Source organism: Streptomyces sp. NPDC056222, from assembly GCF_042264065.1.
GTDB lineage: Bacteria > Actinomycetota > Actinomycetes > Streptomycetales > Streptomycetaceae > Streptomyces.
Window position 1 is genome coordinate 11699 of the sequence record NZ_JBHJTL010000040.1, and the last position, 25507, is coordinate 37205.

Below are 25507 nucleotides of genomic sequence, written 5' to 3' on the forward strand. Positions count from 1 at the left end.
CGCCGCCGACCCCCGGCCGGCCCTGGTTTCGCCCCCGCGGGACCCACGCGGTGGGCCGGGTAACCCTTTCGTGACCCGGGCCCACGTGCGTGTTCCGCCGGCTCGCGACCGGCTCGCGACTAGCTCACGACGCGCGGCAGGCGCAGGCTCAGCAGGATCGTCAGGACCACCGCCGCCAGCTGGACCAGCAGGGTCACGGTCAGCGCCGTGCCCATCGACCCGGAGGCCGCGAGCGACAGGAACAGCGAGCCGAGCGTGGCCACGCCCAGGGCCAGGGCCGACTGCTGGGCGGTCACCATGACGCCGCTGCCCACGCCCGCCCGGTCCGCCGGGACCTCGGAGAGGACGACCCGGAACAGGACCGGCAGCTGCAGGCCCTGCCCGAAGCCCGCCACCGCCATGCCCGGCAGGAGGCTCCAGGCCGACAGGTCCGGCCAGGAGTGCCAGGCCGTCAGGGCGAGCAGACCGATCCCGAGGGCCTGCAGAAGGCCGCCCGCCGTGATGATCCGGGTGCCCCAGCGGCGTACCAGACGCGGTCCCGCGAGCGAGGCCCCGAAGAAGGCCACCGCCATCGGCACCAGCGCCAGACCCGAGACCACCGCTCCCATGCCGAGGCCCTGCTGGAGCGCCACCGCGATCACGAACATGAAGCCGCCGAAGCCGATCGAGAACGGCAGGACCAGCGCCAGGCCCCGGCGCAGCGAGACGAGCCCCAGCAGGCTCGGCGGCACCAGCGGCGTACGGCCCTGCCGATCCGCCCGTAGCTCCACCCGCCAGAACGCCCATGCCGCGAACGGGAAGATCCCGAGGGCGACCCAGGTCCACAGCGGCCAGCCCGAGGCCCTTCCCTCCGTCAGAGGGGCCAGGAGCGTGAGCAGAGCGAGGCCGAGGAGCAGCGTGCCCAGGACGTCCACCGGCGCAGGGCGCTCCGAGCGGGTCTCCGGGACGGTACGGACGGCGAGGAGCAGTCCGGCCACCGCCACCGGCACGTTGACCAGGAAGATCGCCCGCCAGCCGCTGCCCGCGAGGTCGGCCGCGACGAGGATCCCGCCCAGGATCTGGCCGGCGACCATGGCGAGGCCTGCGGTCGCTCCGTACAGGCTCAGAGCCTTCGCACGCCGGGCACCCGTCGTCGAGGAGTGAATGGTCGCGAGGACCTGCGGGAGCATGAGCGCGGCCGAGGCACCCTGTGCCACCCGCGCCCCGACCAGGGTCCAGGCGTCCGGTGCGAGCCCGCACGCCAGCGAGGTCAGCCCGAAGGCCGCCATGCCCACGAGGAAGAGCCTGCGGCGGCCGAACAGGTCCCCGAGCCGCCCGCCCAGGACGAGCAGCACGGCGTAACTGAGCCCGTACCCCGCCACGACCAGCTCCAGCATGGCCGGGCCGGCCGCCAGGTCGTGGTCGATGGTCGGCAGGGCGACGTTGACGATGAAGAAGTCGATCAGCGGCAGCGCGGCGCCGAGGAGCAGGGTGAACAGGCCGAGGGGGCCGAGGGCGGGCGGCGCGTGGTCGACGACAACGCCGGCCCCGCGGGCGGGGGCGGTGGTGGAGGCTGTAGTACTCACGCCATCGAAGGTCCTCCCCTGCTCAGCCTGGTACCAGAGTGTCTTTATCCTGGTACAAGCAGTACCTGGCAATGGGCTGAGCGCCCCGGCACCCTGGGAGCATGACGACCATGGCGATGGAGACGGCGACGACCGGAACGACCGTCGACGTCCGGCGGCACGAGCTCGCGGCGTTCCTGCGCAGCCGCCGGGAGCGCATCACCCCCGAGCAGGTCGGTCTGGTGCGCGGCCGTCGGCGCCGTACCCCCGGGCTGCGCCGCGAGGAGGTCGCGCACCTCTCCGCGGTCGGCGTCACCTGGTACACGTGGCTGGAGCAGGCGCGGGACATCCATGTCTCGCCGCAGGTCCTCGACGCCCTCGCCCGGGCCCTGCTGCTCGACCCGACCGAGCGCACCCACCTCTTCGCCCTCGGCGGCGAGACCGACCCGAACCCCGAGTCGCCCTGCCCGACCGTGACGCCCGCCCTGCGGGCGATGCTGGACCAGCTGGAGCCGCTGCCCGCCTGCGTCCAGAACAGCCGGTACGACATCCTCGCGTACAACCGCACGTACGGCAGGCTGCTCTGCGACCTCGACGCGCTGCCGCGCGAGGACCGCAACTGCATCTGGCTGGCCTTCACCAACGACGAGTGGCGGGCCGCCGTCGCCGAGCTGCCGGACGTCACGCGCTCGATGGCGGGCAAGTTCCGGGCCTCGATGGCCGAGCACCTCGCCGAGCCCGCCTGGAAGGCGATGCTGCAGCGCCTGGAGGCGGCATCGCCGGAGTTCCGGGAGATCTGGGCGCGCCACGAGGTGGTGGCCCAGGGCGGCCGCACCAAGATCATCCGTAACGCCCATGTCGGCGTCCTGCATCTGGAGCACACCAACCTGTGGCTCGGCCCGACCTCCGGGCCGCGGCTTGTGACGTACGTCCCGGTGGACGAGGAGTCCCGGGCGGGCCTCGAACGCCTGCGTGACCTGGGCGGACGATCCGGTGGCCGTACCGCGGAAAGTACGGCTGTCTAACAAACCCGCGAGGTGCGCGACAATGGCTGAATGACCGTGTTCTCCCCCCTCGCCATCGGGCCGCACATCGTGCAGCCGCCGGTGGTGCTCGCGCCGATGGCCGGCATCACCAACGCCCCGTTCCGCACCCTCTGCCGTGAGTACAGCGGCGGCAAGGGCCTGTTCGTGAGCGAGATGATCACGACGCGGGCGCTGGTCGAGCGCAACGAGAAGACCATGCAGCTCATCCGCTTCGACGAGAGCGAGAAGCCGCGGTCGATCCAGCTCTACGGCGTCGACCCCGTCACCGTCGGCAAGGCCGTGCGGATGATCGCGGACGAGGACCTGGCCGACCACATCGACCTGAACTTCGGCTGCCCGGTCCCCAAGGTCACCCGCAAGGGCGGCGGCTCGGCCCTGCCGTACAAGCGGCCGCTGCTGCGCGCGATCCTGAACGAGGCCGTGTCCAACGCGGGCGACCTGCCGGTCACGATGAAGATGCGCAAGGGCATCGACGACGACCACATCACCTTCCTGGACGCGGGCCGTATCGCGGTCGAGGAGGGTGTCACGGCGATCGCGCTGCACGGCAGGACGGCGGCGCAGCACTACGGCGGCACGGCGGACTGGGACGCCATCGCGCGGCTCAAGGAGCATGTGCCGGAGATCCCGGTGCTCGGCAACGGCGACATCTGGTCCGCCGACGACGCGCTGCGGATGATGCGCGAGACCGGCTGCGACGGAGTGGTCGTGGGACGGGGCTGCCTGGGGCGGCCGTGGCTCTTCGGCGACCTGGTGGCGGGCTTCGAGGGCACGGGCGCGTACGCCCAGCCGGGGCTGCGCGAGGTCGCGGACGCGATGGTGCGGCACGCGCGGCTGCTCGGCGAGTGGCTCGGGGACGAGTCCCGCGGTGTCATCGACTTCCGCAAGCACGTGGCCTGGTACCTGAAGGGCTTCTCGGTCGGTTCCGAGATGCGCAAGAAGCTGGCGATCACCTCGTCCCTGGACGAACTGAGCGCTCAGTTGAGCGAGCTGGATCTGGACCAGCCGTGGCCGGTGGGCGCGGACGGCCCGCGGGGCCGCACGTCGGGCAACAACCGGGTGGTGCTGCCGGACGGCTGGCTGAAGGACCCGTACGACTGTGCGGGCATCAGCGAGGAGGCCGAGCTGGACACGTCCGGAGGGTGAAGTTCCGGGGATCCGGCCCTGTCCGGAGGGTGACCGAGGACGTCCGGATCGTGGGAAAAACGACGCTCGTACGGAGTGATTCGCGCCACCCTTGATAGGGGTGGTGCTCAGATGAGCGAATTACGAGGCGTTGCACTTCTGGAGGGGTGGCACTGGGTGCCACCCCATCTGCGTTCAAGAGTTGAACGCAGATGCTCGGTAAGGAGCTCATGTGAGCGCATTGGCTCTGCTTTGAGTCAAGTGGGCTTCGACGTTTGAAAGCGGAAGCTACTAGTCGGTTACTTTCGATGTGCTGGCGGACGGGTGGTTAAGACCACGTGACCGGTAGGCGTACCTCCCCAGGAGCCTTCGATCTGGGTATGTTCCTCGCCGTCAGGGCAGCCACCGAGTCCTCGAGGAGTCGAGACACGTGTCGGAAAACAAAGATCAGAAGTTCGTGTACGACTTCACCGAGGGCAACAGGGACCTGAAGGACCTGCTCGGTGGCAAGGGTGCGAACCTCGCCGAGATGACCAACCTCGGCCTCCCGGTTCCCCCCGGCTTCACGATCACCACCGAGGCGTGCAAGGTCTACCTCGACAGCGGCTCCGAGCCGGTCGAGCTCCGTGACGAGGTCAGCGCGCACCTCGACACCCTCGAGCAGCAGATGGGCAAGAAGCTCGGCCAGGCCGACGACCCGCTGCTCGTCTCCGTCCGCTCCGGTGCCAAGTTCTCCATGCCGGGCATGATGGACACGGTCCTGAACATCGGTCTCTCCGACAAGTCCGTCGAGGGCCTCACCGCCCAGGCCGGTGACGAGCGCTTCGCCTGGGACTCGTACCGCCGCCTGATCCAGATGTTCGGCAAGACCGTCCTCGGCGTCGACGGCGAGCTCTTCGAGGAGGCTCTCGACGAGGCCAAGGCCGCCAAGAAGGTCACCGTCGACACCGACCTCGACGCCGCCGACCTGAAGAAGCTGGTCAAGCAGTTCAAGAAGATCGTGAAGGCCGAGGCCGGCCGCGACTTCCCGCAGGACCCGCGCGAGCAGATGGACCTCGCCATCGAGGCGGTCTTCAACTCCTGGAACACCGACCGCGCGAAGCTGTACCGCCGCCAGGAGCGCATCCCCGGCGACCTCGGCACCGCGGTCAACGTCTGCTCCATGGTGTTCGGCAACCTCGGCCCGGACTCCGGCACCGGTGTCGCCTTCACCCGCGACCCCGCCTCCGGCCACCAGGGCGTCTACGGCGACTACCTGCAGAACGCGCAGGGCGAGGACGTCGTCGCCGGTATCCGCAACACCGTGCCGCTCGCCGAGCTCGAGTCGATCGACAAGAAGTCGTACGACCAGCTGATGCAGATCATGGAGACGCTGGAGACCCACTACAAGGATCTCTGCGACATCGAGTTCACCATCGAGCGCGGCCAGCTGTGGATGCTGCAGACCCGCGTCGGCAAGCGCACCGCCGGTGCCGCCTTCCGGATCGCCACGCAGCTCGTGGACCAGGGCCTGATCGACGAGGCCGAGGCGCTCCAGCGCGTCAACGGCGCGCAGCTCGCGCAGCTGATGTTCCCCAAGTTCGACGAGGACGCCAAGGTCGAGCAGGTCGGCCGCGGAATCGCCGCCTCCCCGGGTGCGGCCGTCGGCAAGGCCGTCTTCGACTCGTACACGGCCGTCAAGTGGTCGCGCTCCGGCGAGAAGGTCATCCTGATCCGCCGTGAGACCAACCCGGACGACCTGGACGGCATGATCGCCGCCGAGGGCATCCTGACCTCGCGCGGCGGCAAGACCTCGCACGCCGCCGTCGTCGCCCGCGGCATGGGCAAGACCTGTGTCTGTGGCGCCGAGGAGCTCGAGGTCGACACCAAGCGCCGCCGGATGACCACCGCCTCCGGTGTGGTCGTCGAGGAGGGCGACGTCGTCTCCATCGACGGCTCCACCGGCAAGGTGTACCTCGGTGAGGTACCCGTCGTACCGTCCCCGGTCGTCGAGTACTTCGAGGGCCGGATGCACGCCGGTGCCGACGACGCCGACGAGCTGGTCCAGGCCGTCCACCGGATCATGGCCTACGCGGACCGCGTCCGCCGGCTGCGCGTCCGCGCCAACGCCGACAACGCCGAGGACGCGCTCCGCGCCCGCCGCTTCGGCGCCCAGGGCATCGGCCTGTGCCGCACCGAGCACATGTTCCTCGGCGAGCGTCGCGAGATGGTCGAGAAGCTGATCCTCGCGGACACCGACGAGGAGCGCACGGAGGCCCTGGAGGTCCTGCTCCCGCAGCAGAAGCAGGACTTCGTCGAGCTCTTCGAGGCCATGGACGGTCTGCCCGTCACGGTCCGTCTGCTCGACCCGCCGCTCCACGAGTTCCTGCCCGACATCACCGAGCTGTCGGTGCGCGTCGCCCTCGCCGAGGCCCGCAAGGACCCGAACGAGAACGACCTGCGTCTGCTCCAGGCCGTGCACCGGCTGCACGAGCAGAACCCGATGCTGGGTCTGCGCGGTGTCCGGCTCGGCCTGGTCATCCCCGGCCTGTTCACCATGCAGGTCCGCGCGATCGCCGAGGCCGCTGCCCAGCGCATCGACGCCAAGGGTGACCCGCGCGCCGAGATCATGATCCCGCTCGTCGGCACCGTCCAGGAGCTGGAGATCGTCCGCGACGAGGCCGAGCAGGTCATCGCCGAGGTCCAGGCCAAGACCGGCGTGGAGCTGAAGCTCGCGCTCGGCACCATGATCGAGCTGCCGCGCGCCGCCGTGACCGCCGGTCAGATCGCCGAGGCCGCCGAATTCTTCTCCTTCGGCACCAACGACCTCACCCAGACGGTGTGGGGCTTCTCCCGGGACGACGTGGAGGCCAGCTTCTTCACCGCGTACCTGGAGAAGGGCATCTTCGGAGTCTCGCCGTTCGAGACCATCGACAAGGACGGTGTCGGCGCGCTGGTCCGCAGCGCTGTCGAGTCCGGCCGCGCCACCCGCCCCGACATCAAGCTCGGTGTCTGCGGCGAGCACGGCGGCGACCCGGAGTCGGTGCACTTCTTCCACGAGGTCGGTCTCGACTACGTCTCCTGCTCGCCGTTCCGGATCCCGGTGGCGCGTCTGGAGGCCGGTCGCGCGGCCGCCGAGTCGAAGGGCTCGGACAGCCGCTGACCCCACCGAGGGGCGCCCACTGACCGGGCGTTCAGTAGCAAAGACCACCGGAACCGCCGCTCGTCCCCGACCCTCAAACCGATGGGCGGCGGTTCCGGTCAGCAGGAGAGACGGGCGGACACCTTGTGCGGAGGTGTCCGCCCCGTCGTATTTCGTCCGCCCCGGGGCCGCGCCGCGATGTTCGGCAAATGTGAGTTCATGTTCAATCGAGGCCGGTTGAATTATTGGGCGTTGAACTTTCCGCTTTGAACTTTCCTCGATTGGTCCCGCAAAGAACGGGACGGGCGCGGCCTCCGGATCCCCACCCGGTGACCGCGCCCATTACCCATGTCGGGCAGGTGAGCCGCAACCCTCGCCGACCGCCGCCGGACGCGTGAAGCCCCCCACGGTCTTCGCCACGCCACCTCGGTCCTGAAGGTTTCCTGCCCGACCCGCACAGCTTTTCGGTTCACCCCCGTTCGCCGCGATGCTTTTCAAGTGTGGCTGAAACACCCTGGTAACGTCCTGTGATGGCGTGCATACTCATCGACGGGGGTGGTTGCGAGTGCACAGGTGGGGGTTCAATGCTGCGGATTCATTTCACCGCAAACGACTTGGCCGGCGTCCGGATGGCCGCCCGGCCCGATGTTCTGTGGGAATCGATTCTCAGTTTTCACCGTTTAAGAGACCGGCGCGGGTCGGTCGTCTACGGAGAATGGCGCTCTGACACCCGCACACGCCTCAACGGGGAGACGCGGCTCCTCGCCGCCCTCGTTCCCAGTCGCGGATACTTCCCCGACTTCCTGACCCCGTCCCAGGGCGTTCACGGCCTCGACGAGGGCCTCCAGGCGATCCGTGCGACCTCCCAGACCCGGCTCAGGCGCGAGCTGTCCATGTTGGGCGTCGACCGGGTCGGCGGGCGGACCGTGCCCCACTCGCTGCGCGCCCTCGCCGAGGGCGGCGACGAACCGTTCAGCCGGCTCATCGGGGCGCTGCGCGGCTACCACCGGGCCGCGATCGAGCCTTACTGGCCCCACATCCGCGCCCGGGTCGAGGCCGACCGGGCGGTGCGCGGCCGCGCCCTGCTCGACGGCGGCGCGGACGAACTCCTCGCCTCGCTGCCGCCGATGCTCCGCTGGCGCGCGCCCGTCCTGGAGGCGGACTATCCCGTCGAGCGGGATCTGTATCTCGACGGCAGGGGCCTGCTGCTCCAGCCCTCGTACTTCTGCCGCGGCACTCCGGTCGTCCTCCGAGACCCCTCGCTGCCGCCGGTGCTCGTCTACCCGACGACCCACTGCGAGGCGCCGACCGTACGGGAGCCGGGCGGGTCCTCCCTGGCCAAGCTGGTCGGCAACACCCGCTCCGCGGTCCTGCACGCCATCGGGGACGGGGGGACCACCAGCGAACTGGCCCGCAGGGCGGGGGTGTCGCTCGCCTCCGCCAGCCAGCACGCGGGCGTCCTGCGGGAGGCCGGTCTCGTGGCCACCCTGCGGCACGGCAACGCGGTCCTGCACACGCTCACGCCGTTGGGCGCCGCCCTGCTCGGCGGCGCCCAAGGAGTCGCGGGTCCCTCACGGGCCCCCGCCGAACGTGTCTATGCGCGGAACGGACCCGTCACCTCGTAGGTGATGCCGCCCGAGGAGCTGCCGCTCGTGCCGCGCTGGCTGGAGAAGTAGAGCCGGCTGCCGTCGGGGGAGAAGGCCGGTCCGCAGATCTCGGAGCTGGACTGGCCGGTGATCCGCAGGAACGGGGCGACGACGTCGTCCGGGGTGATGATGCAGATCTCCATGTTGCCGCCGTCCTCGGCGATGAACAGGTCGCCGGAGGAGGAACCGGTGACGTTGTCCACGCCGGTCAGCGGGGCGCCGCCGCCGACCACGAGCGAGTCGTCGTAGGCAAGCTCGTAGGTGCTGTTCGCCAGGTTGAGCTGCCAGAGGCGGTTGTCGCCCTTGGTGGTGAACCAGACGGTGTCGTTGGCGTAGTGGCAGCCCTCGCCGCCGTTGAACTTCTTCGAGCCGGACACCTGGCTGCGGGTGGCCGTCGGGGAGCCGTCCGGGTCCGGGACGTTCTGCCAGGTGAAGGAGCCGGAGGTGCCGGTTCCGGCCACCATCACCTGGAGCGTGCCGGAGGAGAGGTTGCCCCAGGTCGTCGGGATGAAGCGGTAGAAGCAGCCGCTGGTCTCGTCCTCGGTCAGGTAGATCACCTGGCGGACGGGGTCCGCGGCGGCGGCCTCGTGCTTGAAGCGGCCCATCGCGTCGCGGCGTACCGCCGCGTTCACGCCGTACGGGTCGGCCTCGTAGACGTAGCCGAGGCTGACCTCCTCACAGGAGAGCCAGGTGTTCCACGGAGTCTTGCCACCCGCGCAGTTCTGCCGGGTGTTGGACAGGATGCGGTACGCGCCGGTGATGGCACCGGTCGAGCCGAACCTGACCGCGCTCGCGCCGCCGCTCGGGTTGATCTCCGAGTTGGAGACGTAGATCCAGCCCGATCCGTTGGCGTAGCAGGCGCCGCCGTCGGGGGCGTTGTGCCAGGTGTACGAGGTCCCGGAGACCGTCTGTCCCGACCGGGCGATGACCCGGCTGCTGAATCCGCTCGGCAGCAGGATGCCGTTGGCGTCGGCCGCGCCGAGGGCTCCGTAGGGGCCGGCGCCGGGCTGGGCGGGCGCCGCGTAGGCGGCCCCGCGCATCAAGGTGCCGCCGAAGGCGGCGGCCGACGTGCCGATGACCGCTCCGCGCAGGAAACTGCGTCGCTCCACGTCTCACTCCAGAGTGGGTGGTGGTGACCGCCCCGCCGCACCGGTCGGCGGCGGGGTCGCGCGCTTTGGGAACCTAGGAGTACGGAGTTGGTTCGGAGTTGACGGTGCAGCAACAGCCGATGAAGGGGAAGCGTCGGTCCGAATCTGGGCGGGGTTCGCAAGGGTCGTCGTGGCGACCGTCAGCACGGCCGACCAGCCGACCGCCGCCACGGGCGTCACGCCGGCCGCCGCCACGGGCATCACGCCGCCACCGGCATCACGCCGGCCTTCGTCACCGTCGGGAGAGCCTCAGGTGACGGACCCCGGGTCTTCCAGCAGGGTCTTGAGCTCGGCGAGCCGTTCCCGCCAGAACTCCTTGTAGGCCGCCACCGCGTCCGCGTCCGGGAGCTTGGTGTGGCCGAGCCCGATCCGGGTCTTCGCGTCGCCCTTCGGCGTCAGATAGACCTCGATCCGGCTCGTCCCGCCGTCCCAGTCGGCGGTGAGGGACTTGCCCGGCCGGTGTGTGCGTACCTCCAGCTCGCCGTCCGGGAGCCAGCGGCGGCGCAGGGCCTCGTCGGCGAAGGCGGCCGTGCAGCGGTCGGCGGGCGCGTTCACCGTCCTGCTCGCGCTCACCTGCCAGTCGCCCGTGGAGGACTGGCCGACCTCGCGCAGCCCCCGCTCCTGCTCGTAGCCGACGGTGATCGACTGGGCGTGCCAGCCGCTCACCCCCTCGGCCTCCACCAGATGGCGGGCGATCTCGGTGTGCCCGCGCTCCGTCGCGCCCCGGGCGTCGAGCAGGGCGAACCAGTCGGCCCAGCCCCTGCCGGTCGCAGCGGCGAGGGCCTCGTCGGAGAGCTTCTCGGTGATCTTCCTGGCTGCGGGACTCACGGTTCGACGTTAGCGTGAGCCGGGAGGGGGCGCCCCCGAAGGCCTCCGAGGCTCCGGAGGCCTTCGAAAGATCTTCGAAAAAAGATCGCCGGACAGCGATGAGTTCCGCTCGGCCCCTCCGTCTTAACTCTCGAAAGCGACACCACGGAGCGCCGACGCAGCGAACGGCGCTGACGAACCCCAGGAGAGAGTGACCCACCATGACGCAGATGATCTTCGTGAACCTGCCCGTGAAGGACCTCGAGACCACGAAGGCCTTCTGGACCAAGCTCGGCTACTCCTTCAACCCGCAGTTCAGCGACGAGAACACCGGGTGTCTGGTCATCAGCGACACCATCTTCGCGATGCTGCTGACCGAGCCCAAGTTCAAGGAGTTCACCGCGCCCGGCAAGCAGGTCTCCGACGCGACGAAGACGACCGAGGTGCTGATCACGCTGAGCGCCGAGAGCCGCGAGGCGGTCGACGAGCTGGCGGACGGAGCCCTCGCCGCCGGCGGATCGGCGGCGAAGGACCCGCTGGACCACGGCTTCATGTACGGGCGCTCCTTCGCGGACCCGGACGGCCACCACTGGGAGGTCTTCTGGATGGACCCGGCGGCCGTCCAGGGCTGATGCCCCGCGGGTGTCAGGCCGAGACGCCGCCGTCGATCACCAGGTCGGTGCCGACCACCGAGCCGGCGTCCTCCGAGGCGAGGTACAGCACCGCTGCCGCCACCTCGGAGGCCGCCGAGATACGGCCGAGCGGCGACTCGTCCTTCATCCGCACCTCCCGCTCGGCCTCGGTCTCACCGGGGCGCAGCGACATGGTCGACTCCGCGGCACCCGGGCTGACGGCGTTGATCCGTACGCCCTCGGCGATGTGGTCGAGGGCGGCGGCACGGGTCAGCGCGGAGACCGCCGCCTTGGAGACCTGGTAGCCGAAGACGCCCGGGATACGGACGTGCGGGCCGAGGTTGGACGAGATGTTGACGATCGCGCCGCCGCCGTTGGCGCGCATATGGGCGACCTCGGCCTGGAGCGAGTGCAGGACGCCGGTGACATTGGTGTCGAGCAGCGCCTGCCAGTCCTCCAGCGGGAAGTCGGCGGCCGAGGCACCGCCCCGGAAGATGCCGGCGTTGTTCACCGCGACGTCGAGAGCGCCGAAGAGCTCGACCGTCCTGCGGACGAGGTGACGGACGTCCTCCGCCCGGGCCACATCGGCCGTGACGGCGGCCGCGGTGCCGCCGGCGGCCTCGATCAGGGACACCGTCTCGTCGAGGGTCGCCGTGCTGCGGCCCGAGACGACGACCTTCGCGCCCTCGGCGGCGAAGGCGAGCGCGATGGCCCGGCCGAGCCCGGTGCCGGCGCCGGTGACGAGGACGGTCTTGTTCGTGAAGCGTGCGGACATGACGATGACAACTCCTTGTGAGAGAAACGAACTTCGTTATGTGGTGCGAGTGGTCAGGGCGGCCACGGCGGCCAGTGCGGCGAAGCCGACGGCCGTCGCGGCGAGCGACGAGGCGTCGCTCCCGAGGGTGAGCAGGACGGCGAAGAGGACGGTCGGGCCGAGCTCCATCGCCGTGTTGAGGACGCCGCCCGCGAGCCCCGCGCGGTGCGGCGGTACGCCGTCGGTGGCCAGGACCGCGGCCCCCGCGAACGAGGCGGCGGCGCCGGCCGGGAGCAGGAGCAGACCGGGCAGCAGGCCGTAGACGTACGGGACGGTGGGGTCGAGCCCCGTCGCCGCGAGGAGCCCGAGCCCGCAGGCTCCCGTCGCGAGTCCGGCGGCGGTGACCCGGCCGGGGCCGTACCGCCCGATCAGCGGACCCGTGAGTCGTCCCGTGACGAGCAGGGCGGCGGCGAAGGGGACGAAGGCGGCCGAGGTGAGCAGCGCGGAGTGGCCGCGCTCCTGCTGGAGACCGAGCGAGAGCAGGACGAAGACGGTGGCCGTGCCCGCTGCGGTGAGCGCGATCGCGGCGAGGCCGATGCCGCGGCGGCGGTCGCGCAGGAAGTCCGGCGGCAGCAGCGGGTCCCGGGCCTGCCGCTCGACGGCCACGAAGGCGGCGAGGAGAGCGAGTCCGGTGAGCAGCGGGGCCAGGACGGCCGCCGAGCTCCAGGGGTGGGCGTCGGTGCGGACGAGCCCGTAACTGCCCAGCGTGATACCGGCGGTGGCGAGCAGCGCACCGGGCAGGTCGAGCGTACGGCCGGGGCCGGCCGGGGTGCGGGGGAGGAGCCTGGGCCCGAGGGCGAGGGCGAGGACGGTCACGAGGACCGGCACGGCGAAGGCCCAACGCCAGTCGGTCAGGGCGGAGACGACTCCGGAGAGCAGATTGCCCGCGGTCGCGCCGAGGACGGAGAGGCCGCCCCAGGTCGCCATCGCCCGGCCGTGAGCGGCGGGTTCGGGGAACAGCGCGCGCAGCACCGCCATCGCGGCGGGCGCGACGAGGGCCGCGCCGACGCCCTGCGCGAAGCGGGCCGCGAGGAGAGCCTCGTAGCCGGGGGCGAGCGGGGCGAGGGCGGAGGCGACGCCGAACACGGCCAGGCCGAGGGGAAGGGCGCGGCTGCCGCCGTACCGGTCGGCGAGCCGTCCCCCGAAGAGCAGCAGCCCGGCGAAGGTCAGCCCGTAGGCGGCGCTGAGCAGGATCAACTCGGCTCGTTCGAGAGCGAATTCGGTGCCGATACGGGGTAGGGGCACGGCGATCGACGCGAGCGTGAAGATGAGCGTCACCTGCACGGATCCGAGCAGGACGAAGCCCGTGGACGGAGCGGCCGGCCCGGCGCCCCCGCCGGGCCGGCCGGCCCGGACCTGCGGCCCCGCGTCGGTGTGTCCCGCCCGGGATCCGGTCGTTGGTCCGCCCTCCGCCTTCGCCTCCGTCGGTGGGCGGAGAGCTCCCCGGTTCGTCGCCTCCGACATGACCCCCCTCTTTCTTGACCGTACGTTCCATTATCAAGGCCCAAGAAAAGGGCGCCATCGGGCGCCCTTTTCGAAGGGTCTCTCAGTCCAGCAGCGACAACGCCTGCTCCGCCGCGTCGCGGACCCTGGCCGGGTCGCTCGACGCCTTGCCGACCAGTCGGATGCCCTGCATCAGGACGAGCAGCATCCGGGCCAGCGCCTGCGGATCGCGGTCCGCGGGCAACTCGCCCTGCGCGCCGGCCCGGACCAGCGAGGCGTGCAGCAGGGTCTCGATCTGTTCCCAGCTCAGCTCCACCCGTCGGGCCACGGCTCCGTCGTGCGGCCCCAGTTCGGCCGCCGAGTTGGTGATGAAGCAGCCGCTCAGGCGGACCTCGTCCGTCCCCGCCTCGTCGGCGAAGCGACGGACCAGGGCCCGGACGGGTGGCAGTGCGGGCCCCGGCGCGGACAGCTCCTCCGTCATGAGCGGGTCCTTCGTCCGGAGGTAGCGGTCCATCGCCTTCATGTACAGATCGTGCTTGTTGCCGAAGGTGGCATAGATGCTGGCGCGGCCGATCCCGAGGTGCTCGACGAGGTCCGACATCGTCGTCGCCTCGTAGCCGCGCTGCCAGAACAGCTCGAGCGCTGCCTGCAGCGCGGCCTCCGGATCGAACTCCTTGGTCCTGGCCACGCCCCCACCGTAGATCTATCTGGAACGTGCGGTCAAGTAAGGCCGACGGGCCTCACCGACGCGATCAGACCGCGTGGAGCGCGCCCTCGTGGACCCGGACCGGATACACCTCCACCGTGACCTCCTCGTCGTCCAGGCAGCGGCCCGTCTCCAGGTCGAAGCGCTGCTTCAGGAGCGGCGAGGCCACGAACGGCCGACCGTTCGCCGACCCGAGGAGCCCCCGAGACAGCACCTGCGCCCCGGTGAACGGATCGCGGTTGTCGATCGCGTACGCGCGCCCCGACCGGTCCTTGAACAGCGCCACCTGCCGGCCGTCGGGCAGCAGCGCGGCCACGCCCCGGCCCGGCGTCAGGCGGGACTCCTCGCAGACCGGCATCCAGGCGTCGGGGGACGGGGACAGTTCGAGCTTCATGGCTTCAGACCCTTTCCAGGCGGGTTCCGATGGTGAGGACGGTCAGGTCCGGCTTGATCTGGTCGCGCTCGGGCACGAACTTCACCGACGGGTCCGGCGCGTCCGGCGCGTTCACGAACGACACGAAGCGGCGCAGCCGGTCCGGGTCGTCCAGGGTCTGTGCCCACTCGTCCTGGTAGTCCTCGACATGGGCCGCCATCAGCGCCTCCAGCTCGTCGCAGAGCCCCAGCGAGTCGTGCACGACCACGTCCTTGAGGTGCTCCAGGCCGCCCTCCAGCCGCTCCAGCCAGGTCGAGGTGCGCTCCAGGCGGTCGGCGGTACGGATGTAGAACATCAGGAACCGGTCGATCAGCCGCACCAGTTCGGCGTCCGACAGATCCTGGGCGAGCAGGTCCGCGTGGCGCGGGGTCGCGCCGCCGTTGCCGCCCACGTACAGGTTCCAGCCGCTCGCCGTCGCGATGACGCCGAAGTCCTTCGACTGTGCCTCCGCGCACTCGCGGGCGCAGCCGGAGACCGCCGACTTGAGCTTGTGCGGGGAGCGCAGACCCCGGTAGCGCAGCTCCAGCTGGATCGCCATCTTCACCGAGTCCTGCACGCCGTAGCGGCACCAGGTCTGCCCCACGCAGGACTTCACGGTGCGCAGCGACTTGCCGTACGCGTGCCCCGACTCGAAGCCCGCGTCCACGAGACGGGTCCAGATCGCCGGCAGCTGCTCGACGCGGGCGCCGAACATGTCGATCCGCTGACCGCCCGTGATCTTGGTGTAGAGGCCGAAGTCCCGGGCCACCTCGCCGATCACGATCAGCTTGTCCGGGGTGATCTCACCGCCGGGGATGCGCGGCACGACCGAGTACGAGCCGTTGCGCTGCAGGTTCGCGAGGAAGTGGTCGTTGGTGTCCTGGAGGGAGGCCTGCTCGCCGTCCAGGATGTAGCCGCCCGCCCCGATCGTCGGCGCGAGGCTCGCGAGGATCGAACCGACCGTCGGCTTGCAGATCTCGCAGCCCTCGCCGCCGCGCGCCTCGGGACGCCCGTGCGAGTCGAGCAGCGCGGCGAAGGACGTCAGCCGAAGCGTGCGGGTGATCTCGTACAGCTCGCTGCGGGTGTACGAGAAGCAGGCGCAGAGCCCCTTGTCCTTCGGCTCCGGCAGCAGCTGTCCGATGAGCTTCACGCAACTGCCGCAGCCCGTACCGGCCTTGGTGCACTTCTTCACCTCGGGCAGCGTCTCGCACTGGCTGATCGCGTGCTTGGTGACGTTGTGGCACGAGCAGATGACGGCGTCGTCGGGGAGCGCGGACGGGCCCAGCGCCACCGGTGCGCCCGCGCCCGCCGGCAGGACCAGCTGCTCGGGGGAGACCGGCGGGACGGAGCCGGTGAGCGGCCGCAGCATCCCGTACGAGTCGGCGTCACCTACCAGGACACCGCCGAGCAGCCTGCCCTCGCCGTCGATGACGAGCTTCTTGTAGACCCCGGAGCGGGAGTCGGAGTAGACGACGTCGAGGCAGCCCTCGGCGGTGCCGTGCGCGTCACCGAAGGAGGCCACGTCGACGCCCAGCAGCTTCAGCTTGGTCGACATGTCGGCCCCGGTGAAGCCGTCCACGGACTCGTCGGCGATCGTCGCCGCGGCCGTCAGCGCCATCTCGTAGCCCGGGGCGACCAGGCCGTACACCCGGCCGTCGGAGGCCAGCGCGCACTCGCCGATCGCGTACACGGCGGGGTCGGACGTCTTGCACAGCTCGTCCACCGCGATACCGCCGCGCTCGCCGACCGTCAGACCGCAGTCGCGTGCCAGCTGGTCGCGGGGCCGTACGCCCGCCGAGAACACCACCATGTCCGTGGCCAGTTCGGAGCCGTCGGACAGACGCATCCCGGTGACCGCGCCGTTCTCGGTCACGACCTCCTGGGTTCCGGTGCCCGTGTGGACGCTCAGCCCCATCTGCTCGATCGTGCGCAGCAGCGCGGCGCCACCGCCCTCGTCGACCTGCACCGGCATCAGCCGGGGTGCGAACTCCACGATGTGCGTGTCGAGTCCGAGCCCCTTGAGCGCGCCCGCCGCCTCCAGGCCGAGCAGTCCGCCGCCGACGACCGCACCGGTCGTCGCCGTCCTGGCGTACTCCTCGATGGCCAGCAGGTCCTCGATGGTCCGGTAGACGAAACAGCCGCGGGCGTCCTTGCCGGGGACGGGCGGCACGAAGGGGTACGAGCCGGTGGCCAGGACGAGCGTGTCGTACGCGATGACCTGCCCCGAGCGGGCGGTGACCGTACGGGCCTCACGGTCGATCGACTCGGCCGGGTCGCCGACGTACAGCTCGATGCCGTGCTTCGCCATGAAGCCGTCCTCGACCATCGAGAGATCGTCGGGGGTCCGGCCCTTGAAGTACGAGGTCAGCTGGACCCGGTCGTAGGCGGGGCGCGGCTCCTCGCAGAGCACCACGACGCGGGCGCGCTCGGTGACGCCACGGTCCGCCAGCGCCTCCAGGAAACGCTGGCCGACCATGCCGTGGCCGACCAGGACGACAGTGGGGGTGTGCACGGGCGTGGTCGACATCTCAGGAGCCTCCGTCATGGGTGAGCAGGTGAAGCAGGGGAGCGGGCGGAAGGGCCTCGTCGCCCTCCCAGGCCCGGGCGAGCGCCCCGACCGCGGCGAGATCGCCGAGCAGCACGCCACCGACGAGGCGGTCGCCGCGGACGACGACCTTGCGGTAGGCGCGCCGGGTGGCGTCGGTCAGCTGCACGACGTCGTCGCCGGGCAGCGGGGTGGCCTCGCCGAACGCGGCCAGGTCGAGGGCGTCGGGTCCGCCGAGCGTGAGGCGGGTCAGGGCGCGGGTGCCGGTGTAGGCGGGCCGGGACGTCGCCTCCGGCGCGGCCGCATCCGGCGGGGTCGCGGCGGCCTCGAAGGCGGGCGTCTCCGACAGGAGAAGGTCCGCCAGCGCGTCCGCCTGTTCCAGGGCCGGGCCGGCCAGGCCGTAGACGCGGCCGTCGTGTTCGGCGCAGTCTCCGATGGCGTGGATGTACGGGTCGGAGGTCCGCAGCTCGTCGTCGACGACGATGCCCCTGCGGACGTCCAGACCGGCGTCCCGGGCGAGCCCGACACGCGGCCGGACCCCGCACGCGAGCACCACGACCTGGGCGTCGAGCACGAAGCCGTCGGCGAGCTCCACGGCCGTGACCGCGCCGTCCGCCTGGCGCAGGCCGCTGACCCGGCACTCGGTGTGCACCTCGACGCCGAGGGACTCCACGTGCTCCCGGAGCAGCTCCGAGGCCTGCGCGTCGAGCTGGCGCTCCATGAGCCGCTCGCCCTGCTGGGTGAGGACGACCTCGGCGCCGAGCGCCGCCAGCGCGCGGGCCGCGGAGACTCCGAGCAGTCCGCCGCCGATGACGACCGCGCGGACCCCGGGCCGGACGAGCCCCCGCAGCTCCAGGCAGTCGTCGAGCGTGCGGAACGGGTGGACGCCCGACGGCAGCCGCGAGCCGCGCAGTCCGCGCAGCGGCGGCAGCACGGGGTTGGAGCCGGTCGCCAGGACCAGCCGGTCGTAGCCGACCGTCGTCCCGTCCTCGCACTCCACGGTCCTGGCGACCCGGTCGATGCGCACCGCCCGCACCCCGCGCCGCACCGGCTCCTGCGGAGCGGGCAGCGCGATCACCTCCGGCGCGTACCGTCCGGCGAGGACGTCCGCGAGCAGCACCCTGTTGTACGGTGCGTGCGGCTCTTCGCCGAGGAGGGTGACCGGCAGGCGCTGGGCGAGCCGGACGCCCGCCGTTCCGCCTCCGACCACCACGATCCGTGTACTCATGTCTCGAAGAGTGCGGGGCGGGTGTTACCCGTCGGCATCCCGTTTGTTTCCCCTGCGGAACGCTGATCTCAGACCTGCGGGGTTCGCACTGTGAGGCGGACGGGTGTGAGGCTTAACCAGTGGTCAGAGTCTCCTCAAGGGGACCTTAAGGATCGCGGGGGAGTGGCTGACCTGGGGTTCTCGTATACGGGCGGACCCTAGTGTGCGGGTGTGACGACCGAGGTCAGTGAACCCCTCTTCGACGTGCGCGCGGCGGCGCGTCCGTTCCCGCGCACCCCCGTGGCCGCGCCCGCGCCCCGCCTCGCCCCGGATCGGCTGCGCAACGCCGTCGTCGGCGGAGCCGGGGCCGTCGCCCTGCTCTGGGGGCTCCAGGCCGAGGCGTCCGCGCGTCTGGACGCCGTCTTCGCGACCGGCGCGCATCTCACCGGGCTGCTCGCCGGCTACGGCGTCCTCGTCATGCTGTTCCTGATGGCCCGCGTCCCCGCCGTCGAGCACGGCGTCGGCGCCGACCGGCTCGCCCGCTGGCACGCCCTCGGCGGCCGGTACGTCCTCGGCCTCGTCGGTGCCCACGCGCTCCTCGCCCTCTGCGGGTACGCCGTGCACACCCGTACCGACCTGGTCACCGCCACCCTCGGGCTGCTCTCCTACCCGGCGCTCGCCGCGGCCACCGCCGGCACCGCGCTCCTCGTCGCCGTCGGTGTCACCTCCGCCCGGGCCGCCCGGCGGCGGCTGCGGCACGAGACCTGGCGGGCGGTCCATCTGCTCAGCCACCTCGCCGCCGCCCTCGGCTTCGTGCACCAGCTCGCGGGCCCCGACCTCGCCGGGAGCCTGCCGGCCGTCTGGGCCTGGTCGATGGCGCACGCCACTGTCGCCGTCCTCCTCGTCTGGTACCGGATCGTCGTCCCCGTCCGGCAGGCCCTGCGCCACACCCTGCGGGTGACCGAGGTACGCGACGAGGGCCCGGACGTCGTCTCGGTGACCATTCGCGGCACCGGGCTGGAGCGGCTGTGCGCCGAACCGGGCCAGTTCTTCCGCTGGCGGTTCCTGACCCGCAGGCTCTGGCGGACCGCGCTGCCCTTCTCCCTCTCCGCCCCTGTCCACGACGACACCCTGCGCATCACCGTCAAGGCGCTCGGCGACCACACCCGCCGGATCCGGCGGCTGCGCCCCGGCACCAGGGTCCTTGCCACCGGCCCGTTCGGCGCGCTCACCGCGCACCGCCGTACGCGCCGCAAGGTGCTGCTGCTCGCCGGGGGCGTGGGCATCACCCCGATGCGGGCGCTCTTCGAGACCCTGCCCGGCGGGCCCGGCGACGTGACGCTGCTGTACCGCGCCTCCGACGCGGAAGGGCTCGTCCTGCGCGAGGAACTGGAGCGGATCGCCCGCCGACGGCAGGCCGCCCTCCACTACCTCCTCGGCCCCTCCGACGCCTCCTTCGACCCCCTCGCCCCACAGGCGCTGCGCAACCTCGTGCCCGACCTCGCCGCCCATGACGTCTATCTGTGCGGCCCGCCCGCGATGTCCCGTGCCGCCACCGACGCACTCGTCCGGGCCGGGGTCCCCGTCCGCCGCATCCACTCCGAGGACTTCAGCCATGGCTAAGCACCGCGCCCCGCGTGCCCGGGCCACCGCCCGCGCCACCGTCCACCCGACCGACCGCGCCCGTCGGCGGCTCGCCGCCGGACTGCTCACCGTCGGCGCGCTCGCCGCGACGTTCCTGACGGCCGCCGTGGAACCGGCCGCCCCGCCCGCGCCGGACCGGGCTCCGACCGGCACAACCTCAGACGTAGCTCAAGACTCCAGGGATTGATGGACGGCACACGCATCTTCTCCCTAGGCTCGCGACCATGCCTGACATCTCCCTGACCACCGTCGTCCTGCTCTGTATCGCCGCACTCGTGGCCGGCTGGATCGACGCCGTGGTCGGCGGGGGAGGGCTCCTCCTGCTGCCCGCGCTGCTGCTCGGGCTCCCGCAGACCGGCGCCGCGCAGATCCTCGGCACCAACAAGGCCGTCGCGATCGTGGGCACGACCGGGGCCGCCGTCACCTACGTACGCAAGGCCCCGGTGCAGGTGAAGACGGCGGTACGGATCGGGCTCGCGGCCCTCGCCGGCTCCATGGGCGGCGCGTTCTTCGCGGCCGGGATCAGCAGCGATGTCCTGCGCCCGGTGATCATGGTGGTGCTGGTCGGCGTGGCCGCGTTCGTGATGCTGCGGCCGTCCTTCGGGACCCAGGGGGAGGACAGGGCGCCCGTGACGCGGGCCCGGATCGTCACCGCGATCGTGCTCGTCGGCGGCGGCATCGGTTTCTACGACGGGCTGTTCGGGCCGGGCACCGGCACCTTCCTGGTCCTCGCGCTCACCGCCGTGCTCCATCTCGACCTGGTGACCGCCTCCGCCACCGCCAAGATCGTCAATGTCTGCACCAACGCGGGCGCGCTCGCGATGTTCGCCTACCAGGGCAGCGTGTTGTGGCAGCTGGCCGCCGTCATGGCCGTCTTCAACCTGGCCGGCGGCATGATCGGGGCGCGGATGGCGCTGAGCAAGGGCTCGGAGTTCGTCCGCGGGGTGCTGCTGTTCGTCGTGTTCTCGCTGGTCGCGAAGCTCGCCTTCGACCAGTGGAGCTGACGGCGGCCGATCAGCGCACACCGATGAGGTGGGCGAAGGCCACCACGTTCCCCTGGTAGCCGGACTTCTTGGTGAACCCGCCGCCGCAGGTGATCACCCGCAGTTCGGCCCGGTCCTTCTCCCCGTAGACCCGCTCGTCCGGGAAGTCCTTGTTCTCGTACACCTCGACGGCGTCGATCGTGAACACGGCGGTACGGCCGTCCTGCCGGTCGACCTCGATCCTGTTGCCCTTCTTGAGCGCGCCGAGCGCGTAGAAGACGGCCGGGCCCCGCGCGTTGTCGACATGGCCGGCGACGATCGACGTGCCCTCGGCGCCTGGCGTGGTGCCGTCCTCGTACCATCCGGCCAGATTGCGGTCGCTCGCCGGCGGCACATCGAGCGCGCCGTCCGGGCTCAGCCCCAGCCCGGTCATGGGCGCGTCGACGTCGATCTCGGGGATGCGCAGCCGGACGGGGGTGGAGGGCGGCAGCGGGTCGGCGGCGGCGTCGGTGTGCGCGTTCGGCCCGGCGGCGAACGCCTCGGCGGCCGACGGGACCGGCGGGGTGACGTTCTCCGAGCCGTTGTGGACGAGCCAGATGCCGACGCAAGCGGCGATTGCCACGCCCCAGCCCTTGGTCCTGCTGCTCACGGTCTGCCCTCTCGGGGTGGTGCTGGGGTGGTGCGGGAGGGGGATGTGGCCCTGCCCCCGCCGGCCCTCGTAGGGGCGCGCGGCGGGGGCAGGGCACGGGCGGTACGTCCAGGGAGCCCGGGCAGGAGGCCCGGGAGCAATCCCTAGTCGTCCTGCGCGCCGCTCGCCCGGCGGCGCAGGAGCCAGGTACCGCCGACGGCAGCCGCGGCCAGCACCGCCGCGCCCGCCGTGATCTGGGCGGTGTCGGGGCCGATACTGCCGCCGACACCGGTCTGGACATGGCCGCTCGGGCTCTTGTGCTTGACGACGAGCTCGCCGCGAGCGGTCTTGCCGTTGTCGCACGCGACGCTGATGCCGAACGTGCCGGCCTTGGCGTGGTGCGGAACCGTGAACTGACCGACCACGACCTCCTTGTGCGTGCTCGGATTCAGCTGGAACTCGCCCGCGCCGAGCGAGTTCGCGTCCCCGACGCCGTGCCCGTGCGAACCGCAGGCGAGGGTGTTGACGGTGATGGTGGTGCCGGGGGTCGCGGAGGACGGATAGACCTCCAGGGCCTCGTGGTCCCCTGCGTACGCCGCCGGTGCGGCGAAGGCACCGATCGCGGCGACCGTCAGCGCGGTACCGGTGAGCAGACGGGCAGTGGTGCGCATGGGTCCTCCGGGGCGCGCGAGCGGACGTGCCGGGGAGGTCTCCCGAGAGGGACTTCCCGGGACCTACCTCCTAGGACCGAGATAAGGGCCGCGACGCGCCGCGCGCCTGTTGATGGAGGGTCAGAATTACGCCGTCCGGTACGGTGTGTCACCTTGCCCGGCCAGTGTTTACGCAGGTCAGGAGGGGTTACGAGGAGTGAGGTGGCGGCCCGTGTCGAACGGGTGACGCCGTGGGGACCGCGCCCGGAGATCGAGCCCCCGGGGAGAGGCTCCCCGCACGGAGACCGCGCCCGGAGATCGAGCCCCTCGGGGAGAGGCTCCCCGCACGGAGGCCTCCGTCGCCGCGACGGTCAGACGATCAGCCCCTCGATCGCCGCGCGGGCCCACTCCTGCGCCCCCACCGTCGCACCGGCGGCGACCCCGCTCGCGACGGGGACCAGCGCCCCTCTGAGCGTGGCGAGCGCGCGGCGCACCCTGCCCGCCTCGGGTTCCGGCTGGGTGATCACCTCCAGGACCTCTCCGGCCGCGGCCTCGGCGTCCTCGCGGTCCTGCTCGGCGAGGCCGGCTTCGGGCAGCTGCCGGAGCAGCTCGGCGACCCGCGCGGCGAGCGCCTCGTAGCCCGCGGCGACCTCGCCGTTGACCTGCTGGTTCTGGGTGACCGTCCCGTTGTTCCAGGCGAACTGGTTGTGGGAGGCAGGGCCGTTGAACACCGGCCCGTCGTAGTGGTGATCGTTCCGTGGCTGGTTCATGGTGTGGGACCGTCCTCCGGCGTCTGGTTCTGGGTGACGTTGTCGTTGCTCCACGCGAACTGGGAGTTGATGACCGGTCCGGTGATGACAGGGCCGTGGTTGTTGACGACCGCCGGGGTCTGCTCCTCGGTGCGGATGGTCCCGCGGACGACCGGTAGCGACGTGCGCAGTCCGACCAGTTCGACGCGGCCGTTGTGCATGACGGCGGGCCCCTCCGTCCCGTTCACGGCGCAGTCCACCAGTCGGCCGGCGCTCCTGTCGGCGAAGGCGGCGCCGGCGCTCGCGCAGTCGGTGAACTCGGAGGCCGTGACGTCCAGGTAGCCGGACTCGCTCCCGGTGAGCCCGGTCCCCTCTGATCCGGTCACGGTGAGGTTCCGCGCGAGGAGTTTCGCCTTGCCGAACACCACCGCCCCGCCGACGCTCACTGCCCTGACGTCGCAGTCGTACAGGAGCAGTTGGGCCTCGTCGGCGGCGGCGAAGCCGACCGCGCCGCGCTCCGCCACCGTCTTCCTGAGTGTGACCCTGGACTGGCCGAGCGCGGTCACCGCGGTCTCGATGTCGCGGAACACCGTGTCGGTGAGGTCGGCCGTCGTGCCACCGTCCCCCTTGGTGTCCAGGCCCAGTGTGCAGCGGTCCACCCGGACGTCCGTGAACACGCCACCGGATCCGTTCCAGACGCGCAGCGCGGAGTTCGGCAGATCCTCGACCCGAATGCCGGTGAAACGGCCCCGGCCGCCCTCCGTCACGGCGATGCCGACGTTGCCTCCCGAGATATGGCAGTCGCGGACCTCCGGCGTGCCGCCGTTTGCCGAGAAGACCGCGACGTTGCCCGCGCGGACGATGTGACAGCCCTCGAACGTGCCACGGGCCGATGTCTGGACGTTGATGCCGCTGTCGTGGCAGTCGGCGAGCGTACAGCCGCGCACCACCGGGTTCGCGCCGCTCGCCGCCGCGATGCCGTGCCGCGCGTCGGTGACGCGCGTCCGGTCCACGGAGCCCCGGGACTGCTCGACGAACATGATCCCCTCGGCGTGCACGGCGGTGATCGCGCAGTCGGCCACGGTGAGTTCCGCCCGGGTGTCGGCGGTGAGGGCCGCGTTCCCGGTGCCGGTCAGTTCGCAGCCGGTGACCTCGGCCCGGGCGTCGCAGACGCGCACTCCGTGGATCCGGCTGCCCTCGATCCGGCTGCCCCGGACGGCGACCCGGGCGCCCTCGATCACGGCGATCGCGTTGTCGGCGGCGTCGGTGAACCGGCACCGCTCGATCAGTCCGGCCGACGCGGTGAAGAGCGTGCGGCCGTGCAGGAGGACGCTGTCCCGCAGGGTGACGTGGGTGTTCGGCCGCGCGTGCGTGCCGACGCCGCCCGGCGTGCGGACCTCCGCGCGGTCGAGGGTGAGGGTGCCGGCCAGGCAGGTGACGGTGTCGGCCTCGGTGTCGCGGCCGGTCAGTACGAGACCGTCGACCTGCACCGAGCCGGAGGTCTCCAGCACGGTCCCGCGCAGCAGGCTCACCACTACGGACCCCGGGCCGTCGATCGCGACCAGCCGGACCTCGCCCCGGACGACGAGGCTCTCCTCGTAGGTCCCGGGGGCGATCTCGATCAGCGCTGCCCGGCCCCGGGCGGCGGCGGCCCGCAGAGCGGACGTGATGTCGGGGTGGGCGCGGCGACCGCCGTGTGGCGAGACGACATACCTCGCGACCATCTCCGGACCCCCATGTCGCCCACCTGCACCGTCGATCTTACCCGGAGGGGGCACCGAACACCCTCTGGAAAAGCTCGTGTTGCCTGTTCCGGGGCGTCCGGGCCCGCTACAGCCGGTCCCAGGGCACCGATGCGTACGCCTCGTACACCCGCCCCATCAACTCCTCGTCCACCGCGAAGTCCACGGCGTCGATTCGCTCGACCGGCGAGATGCCCCGGGAGTTCGTCACGAAGGCCGCGCGGAAGCCCGCGAGGTCGTCCCGGGTCACCCGGCGCCGTACCGATTCCAGGCGGGACTCCAGCAGGGTCATCGTGACGCCGTGCAGGCAGGGGGCCGACGGCCAGACCAGTGACGTGCCGTCCCAGAAGGCGATGTTGGTGACCGCGCCCTCGGCGATCTCGCCGTCCGGGGAGGTCAGCAGCGCCTCGTGGAAGCCCTCGCGCCGCACCGCCTCCCCGTAGTACGTCTGGCCGAAGCCGCCGACATGCTTGATGTGGGGCGCCGGACGCCCGTACACGACGGACTTCAGGCGCTGCGGGGTCGGAACGTGGTGGTACGGATCCGCCAGGGTCACCGTGGTCCGGGTGCCTCCGGCGAGGTCCGGGTGGACGTACACCCGCGCCGCCGCGTCCCGCCGGCCCGCCGATTCCAGCGCGCCGCGCAGCAGCGTCCGTACGCGCTCCCCGTCCACGCCCTCGTCGAACAGCTCCCGGCCGGCACGGTCGAGGCGGGCCAGATGCAGGTCGAGGCCCTGCACCCGCCCGTCGCGCACCTGGGCGGCGGTGAAGTGGCCGTAGCCGGTCAGCAGGCTCGCGAGGACCTTCGGGTCGGTGGCGGGGGAGCCGTCGATCTCGATGTGCGGGGCAGGCGTCGTCATGCCCTCACCGTATGCGGAGAGACATACGGAAAATCGACGCTTGACCTCAACCAAGC

General features: G+C 71.5%; 22 protein-coding genes. 8 read left to right on the top strand and 14 right to left on the bottom strand.

Annotated elements, in window-relative coordinates:
- Nucleotides 1-119 precede the first annotated feature (119 nt).
- Nucleotides 120-1565, bottom strand: a complete 1446-nt coding sequence (locus ACFC0D_RS19975; RefSeq protein ID WP_376437449.1) for an MFS transporter — start codon at nucleotides 1563-1565, stop codon at nucleotides 120-122.
- 101 nt (nucleotides 1566-1666) lie between these two features.
- Here ACFC0D_RS19975 and ACFC0D_RS19980 point away from each other — a divergent pair, with 101 nt between their 5' ends.
- The 4 genes from ACFC0D_RS19980 to ACFC0D_RS19995 all read left to right on the top strand — a co-directional run bounded on the left by ACFC0D_RS19980 (nucleotide 1667) and on the right by ACFC0D_RS19995 (nucleotide 8461).
- A complete protein-coding gene (locus ACFC0D_RS19980; RefSeq protein ID WP_376437452.1) occupies nucleotides 1667-2569 on the top strand; it encodes a helix-turn-helix domain-containing protein in 903 nt (300 codons plus the stop codon).
- A 30-nt stretch (nucleotides 2570-2599) separates the two neighbouring features.
- Nucleotides 2600-3736: a tRNA dihydrouridine synthase DusB gene (gene dusB, locus ACFC0D_RS19985; RefSeq protein WP_376437454.1), complete on the top strand. Its 1137-nt coding sequence runs from the start codon at nucleotides 2600-2602 to the stop codon at nucleotides 3734-3736.
- Between the two features lie 409 nt (nucleotides 3737-4145).
- Entirely contained in the window at nucleotides 4146-6857 is a 2712-nt protein-coding gene (ppdK, locus tag ACFC0D_RS19990) for a pyruvate, phosphate dikinase (protein ID WP_376437457.1), read from the top strand.
- 563 nt (nucleotides 6858-7420) lie between these two features.
- Entirely contained in the window at nucleotides 7421-8461 is a 1041-nt protein-coding gene (locus ACFC0D_RS19995; protein WP_376437460.1) for an ArsR/SmtB family transcription factor, read from the top strand.
- Here the strand turns inward: ACFC0D_RS19995 and ACFC0D_RS20000 are convergent.
- Nucleotides 8431-9591, bottom strand: a complete 1161-nt coding sequence (locus tag ACFC0D_RS20000; protein ID WP_376437463.1) for an alkaline phosphatase PhoX — start codon at nucleotides 9589-9591, stop codon at nucleotides 8431-8433. The two genes, ACFC0D_RS19995 and ACFC0D_RS20000, sit on opposite strands and share 31 nt — an antisense overlap.
- Before the next feature lie 288 nt (nucleotides 9592-9879).
- A complete protein-coding gene (locus tag ACFC0D_RS20005) occupies nucleotides 9880-10458 on the bottom strand; it encodes a hypothetical protein (RefSeq protein WP_376437465.1) in 579 nt (192 codons plus the stop codon).
- A 200-nt stretch (nucleotides 10459-10658) separates the two neighbouring features.
- Here ACFC0D_RS20005 and ACFC0D_RS20010 point away from each other — a divergent pair, with 200 nt between their 5' ends.
- On the top strand, nucleotides 10659-11069 hold the full coding sequence (locus tag ACFC0D_RS20010; protein WP_376437468.1) for a VOC family protein: 411 nt from the start codon (nucleotides 10659-10661) through the stop codon (nucleotides 11067-11069).
- A gap of 13 nt (nucleotides 11070-11082) precedes the next feature.
- Here the strand turns inward: ACFC0D_RS20010 and ACFC0D_RS20015 are convergent, their stop codons facing one another.
- The 6 genes from ACFC0D_RS20015 to ACFC0D_RS20040 all read right to left on the bottom strand — a co-directional run bounded on the left by ACFC0D_RS20015 (nucleotide 11083) and on the right by ACFC0D_RS20040 (nucleotide 18217).
- Nucleotides 11083-11844, bottom strand: coding sequence for an SDR family NAD(P)-dependent oxidoreductase (locus tag ACFC0D_RS20015; RefSeq protein WP_376437471.1), 762 nt, complete (start codon nucleotides 11842-11844; stop codon nucleotides 11083-11085).
- Between the two features lie 36 nt (nucleotides 11845-11880).
- A complete protein-coding gene (locus ACFC0D_RS20020) occupies nucleotides 11881-13347 on the bottom strand; it encodes an MFS transporter (protein WP_376437474.1) in 1467 nt (488 codons plus the stop codon).
- An 82-nt stretch (nucleotides 13348-13429) separates the two neighbouring features.
- On the bottom strand, nucleotides 13430-14014 hold the full coding sequence (locus ACFC0D_RS20025) for a TetR/AcrR family transcriptional regulator (RefSeq protein WP_376437477.1): 585 nt from the start codon (nucleotides 14012-14014) through the stop codon (nucleotides 13430-13432).
- Nucleotides 14015-14078: 64 nt separating this feature from the next.
- Entirely contained in the window at nucleotides 14079-14426 is a 348-nt protein-coding gene (nirD, locus tag ACFC0D_RS20030) for a nitrite reductase small subunit NirD (RefSeq protein ID WP_329120816.1), read from the bottom strand.
- A gap of 4 nt (nucleotides 14427-14430) precedes the next feature.
- Entirely contained in the window at nucleotides 14431-16971 is a 2541-nt protein-coding gene (nirB, locus tag ACFC0D_RS20035) for a nitrite reductase large subunit NirB (protein ID WP_376437480.1), read from the bottom strand.
- A 1-nt stretch (nucleotide 16972) separates the two neighbouring features.
- Complete coding sequence (locus ACFC0D_RS20040; protein WP_376437483.1) at nucleotides 16973-18217, bottom strand: NAD(P)/FAD-dependent oxidoreductase; 1245 nt, start codon at nucleotides 18215-18217, stop codon at nucleotides 16973-16975.
- Nucleotides 18218-18427: 210 nt separating this feature from the next.
- Here ACFC0D_RS20040 and ACFC0D_RS20045 point away from each other — a divergent pair, with 210 nt between their 5' ends.
- The 3 genes from ACFC0D_RS20045 to ACFC0D_RS20055 are packed head-to-tail and all read left to right on the top strand — an operon-like array spanning nucleotide 18428 to nucleotide 20844.
- Nucleotides 18428-19819 (top strand): ferric reductase-like transmembrane domain-containing protein, encoded by a 1392-nt coding sequence (locus tag ACFC0D_RS20045; RefSeq protein WP_376437486.1) that lies wholly within the window; start codon nucleotides 18428-18430, stop codon nucleotides 19817-19819.
- Nucleotides 19812-20027 (top strand): hypothetical protein, encoded by a 216-nt coding sequence (locus ACFC0D_RS20050; protein WP_376437489.1) that lies wholly within the window; start codon nucleotides 19812-19814, stop codon nucleotides 20025-20027. Before ACFC0D_RS20045 ends, ACFC0D_RS20050 begins: the two co-directional genes overlap by 8 nt.
- Before the next feature lie 37 nt (nucleotides 20028-20064).
- On the top strand, nucleotides 20065-20844 hold the full coding sequence (locus tag ACFC0D_RS20055; protein WP_376437492.1) for a TSUP family transporter: 780 nt from the start codon (nucleotides 20065-20067) through the stop codon (nucleotides 20842-20844).
- 10 nt (nucleotides 20845-20854) lie between these two features.
- On the opposite strand, the gene ACFC0D_RS20060 is transcribed toward ACFC0D_RS20055, so the two are convergent.
- The 5 genes from ACFC0D_RS20060 to ACFC0D_RS20080 form a co-directional block, all read right to left on the bottom strand.
- Nucleotides 20855-21472: a class F sortase gene (locus ACFC0D_RS20060; protein ID WP_376437495.1), complete on the bottom strand. Its 618-nt coding sequence runs from the start codon at nucleotides 21470-21472 to the stop codon at nucleotides 20855-20857.
- A 143-nt stretch (nucleotides 21473-21615) separates the two neighbouring features.
- Complete coding sequence (locus ACFC0D_RS20065; protein WP_376437497.1) at nucleotides 21616-22122, bottom strand: hypothetical protein; 507 nt, start codon at nucleotides 22120-22122, stop codon at nucleotides 21616-21618.
- A gap of 350 nt (nucleotides 22123-22472) precedes the next feature.
- On the bottom strand, nucleotides 22473-22871 hold the full coding sequence (locus ACFC0D_RS20070; RefSeq protein ID WP_376437500.1) for a hypothetical protein: 399 nt from the start codon (nucleotides 22869-22871) through the stop codon (nucleotides 22473-22475).
- Nucleotides 22868-24574 (bottom strand): right-handed parallel beta-helix repeat-containing protein, encoded by a 1707-nt coding sequence (locus tag ACFC0D_RS20075; RefSeq protein ID WP_376437503.1) that lies wholly within the window; start codon nucleotides 24572-24574, stop codon nucleotides 22868-22870. The genes ACFC0D_RS20070 and ACFC0D_RS20075 overlap by 4 nt, the downstream gene beginning before the upstream one ends.
- 106 nt (nucleotides 24575-24680) lie before the next feature.
- Nucleotides 24681-25451: an aminotransferase class IV gene (locus ACFC0D_RS20080; protein ID WP_376437506.1), complete on the bottom strand. Its 771-nt coding sequence runs from the start codon at nucleotides 25449-25451 to the stop codon at nucleotides 24681-24683.
- Nucleotides 25452-25507 lie beyond the last annotated feature (56 nt).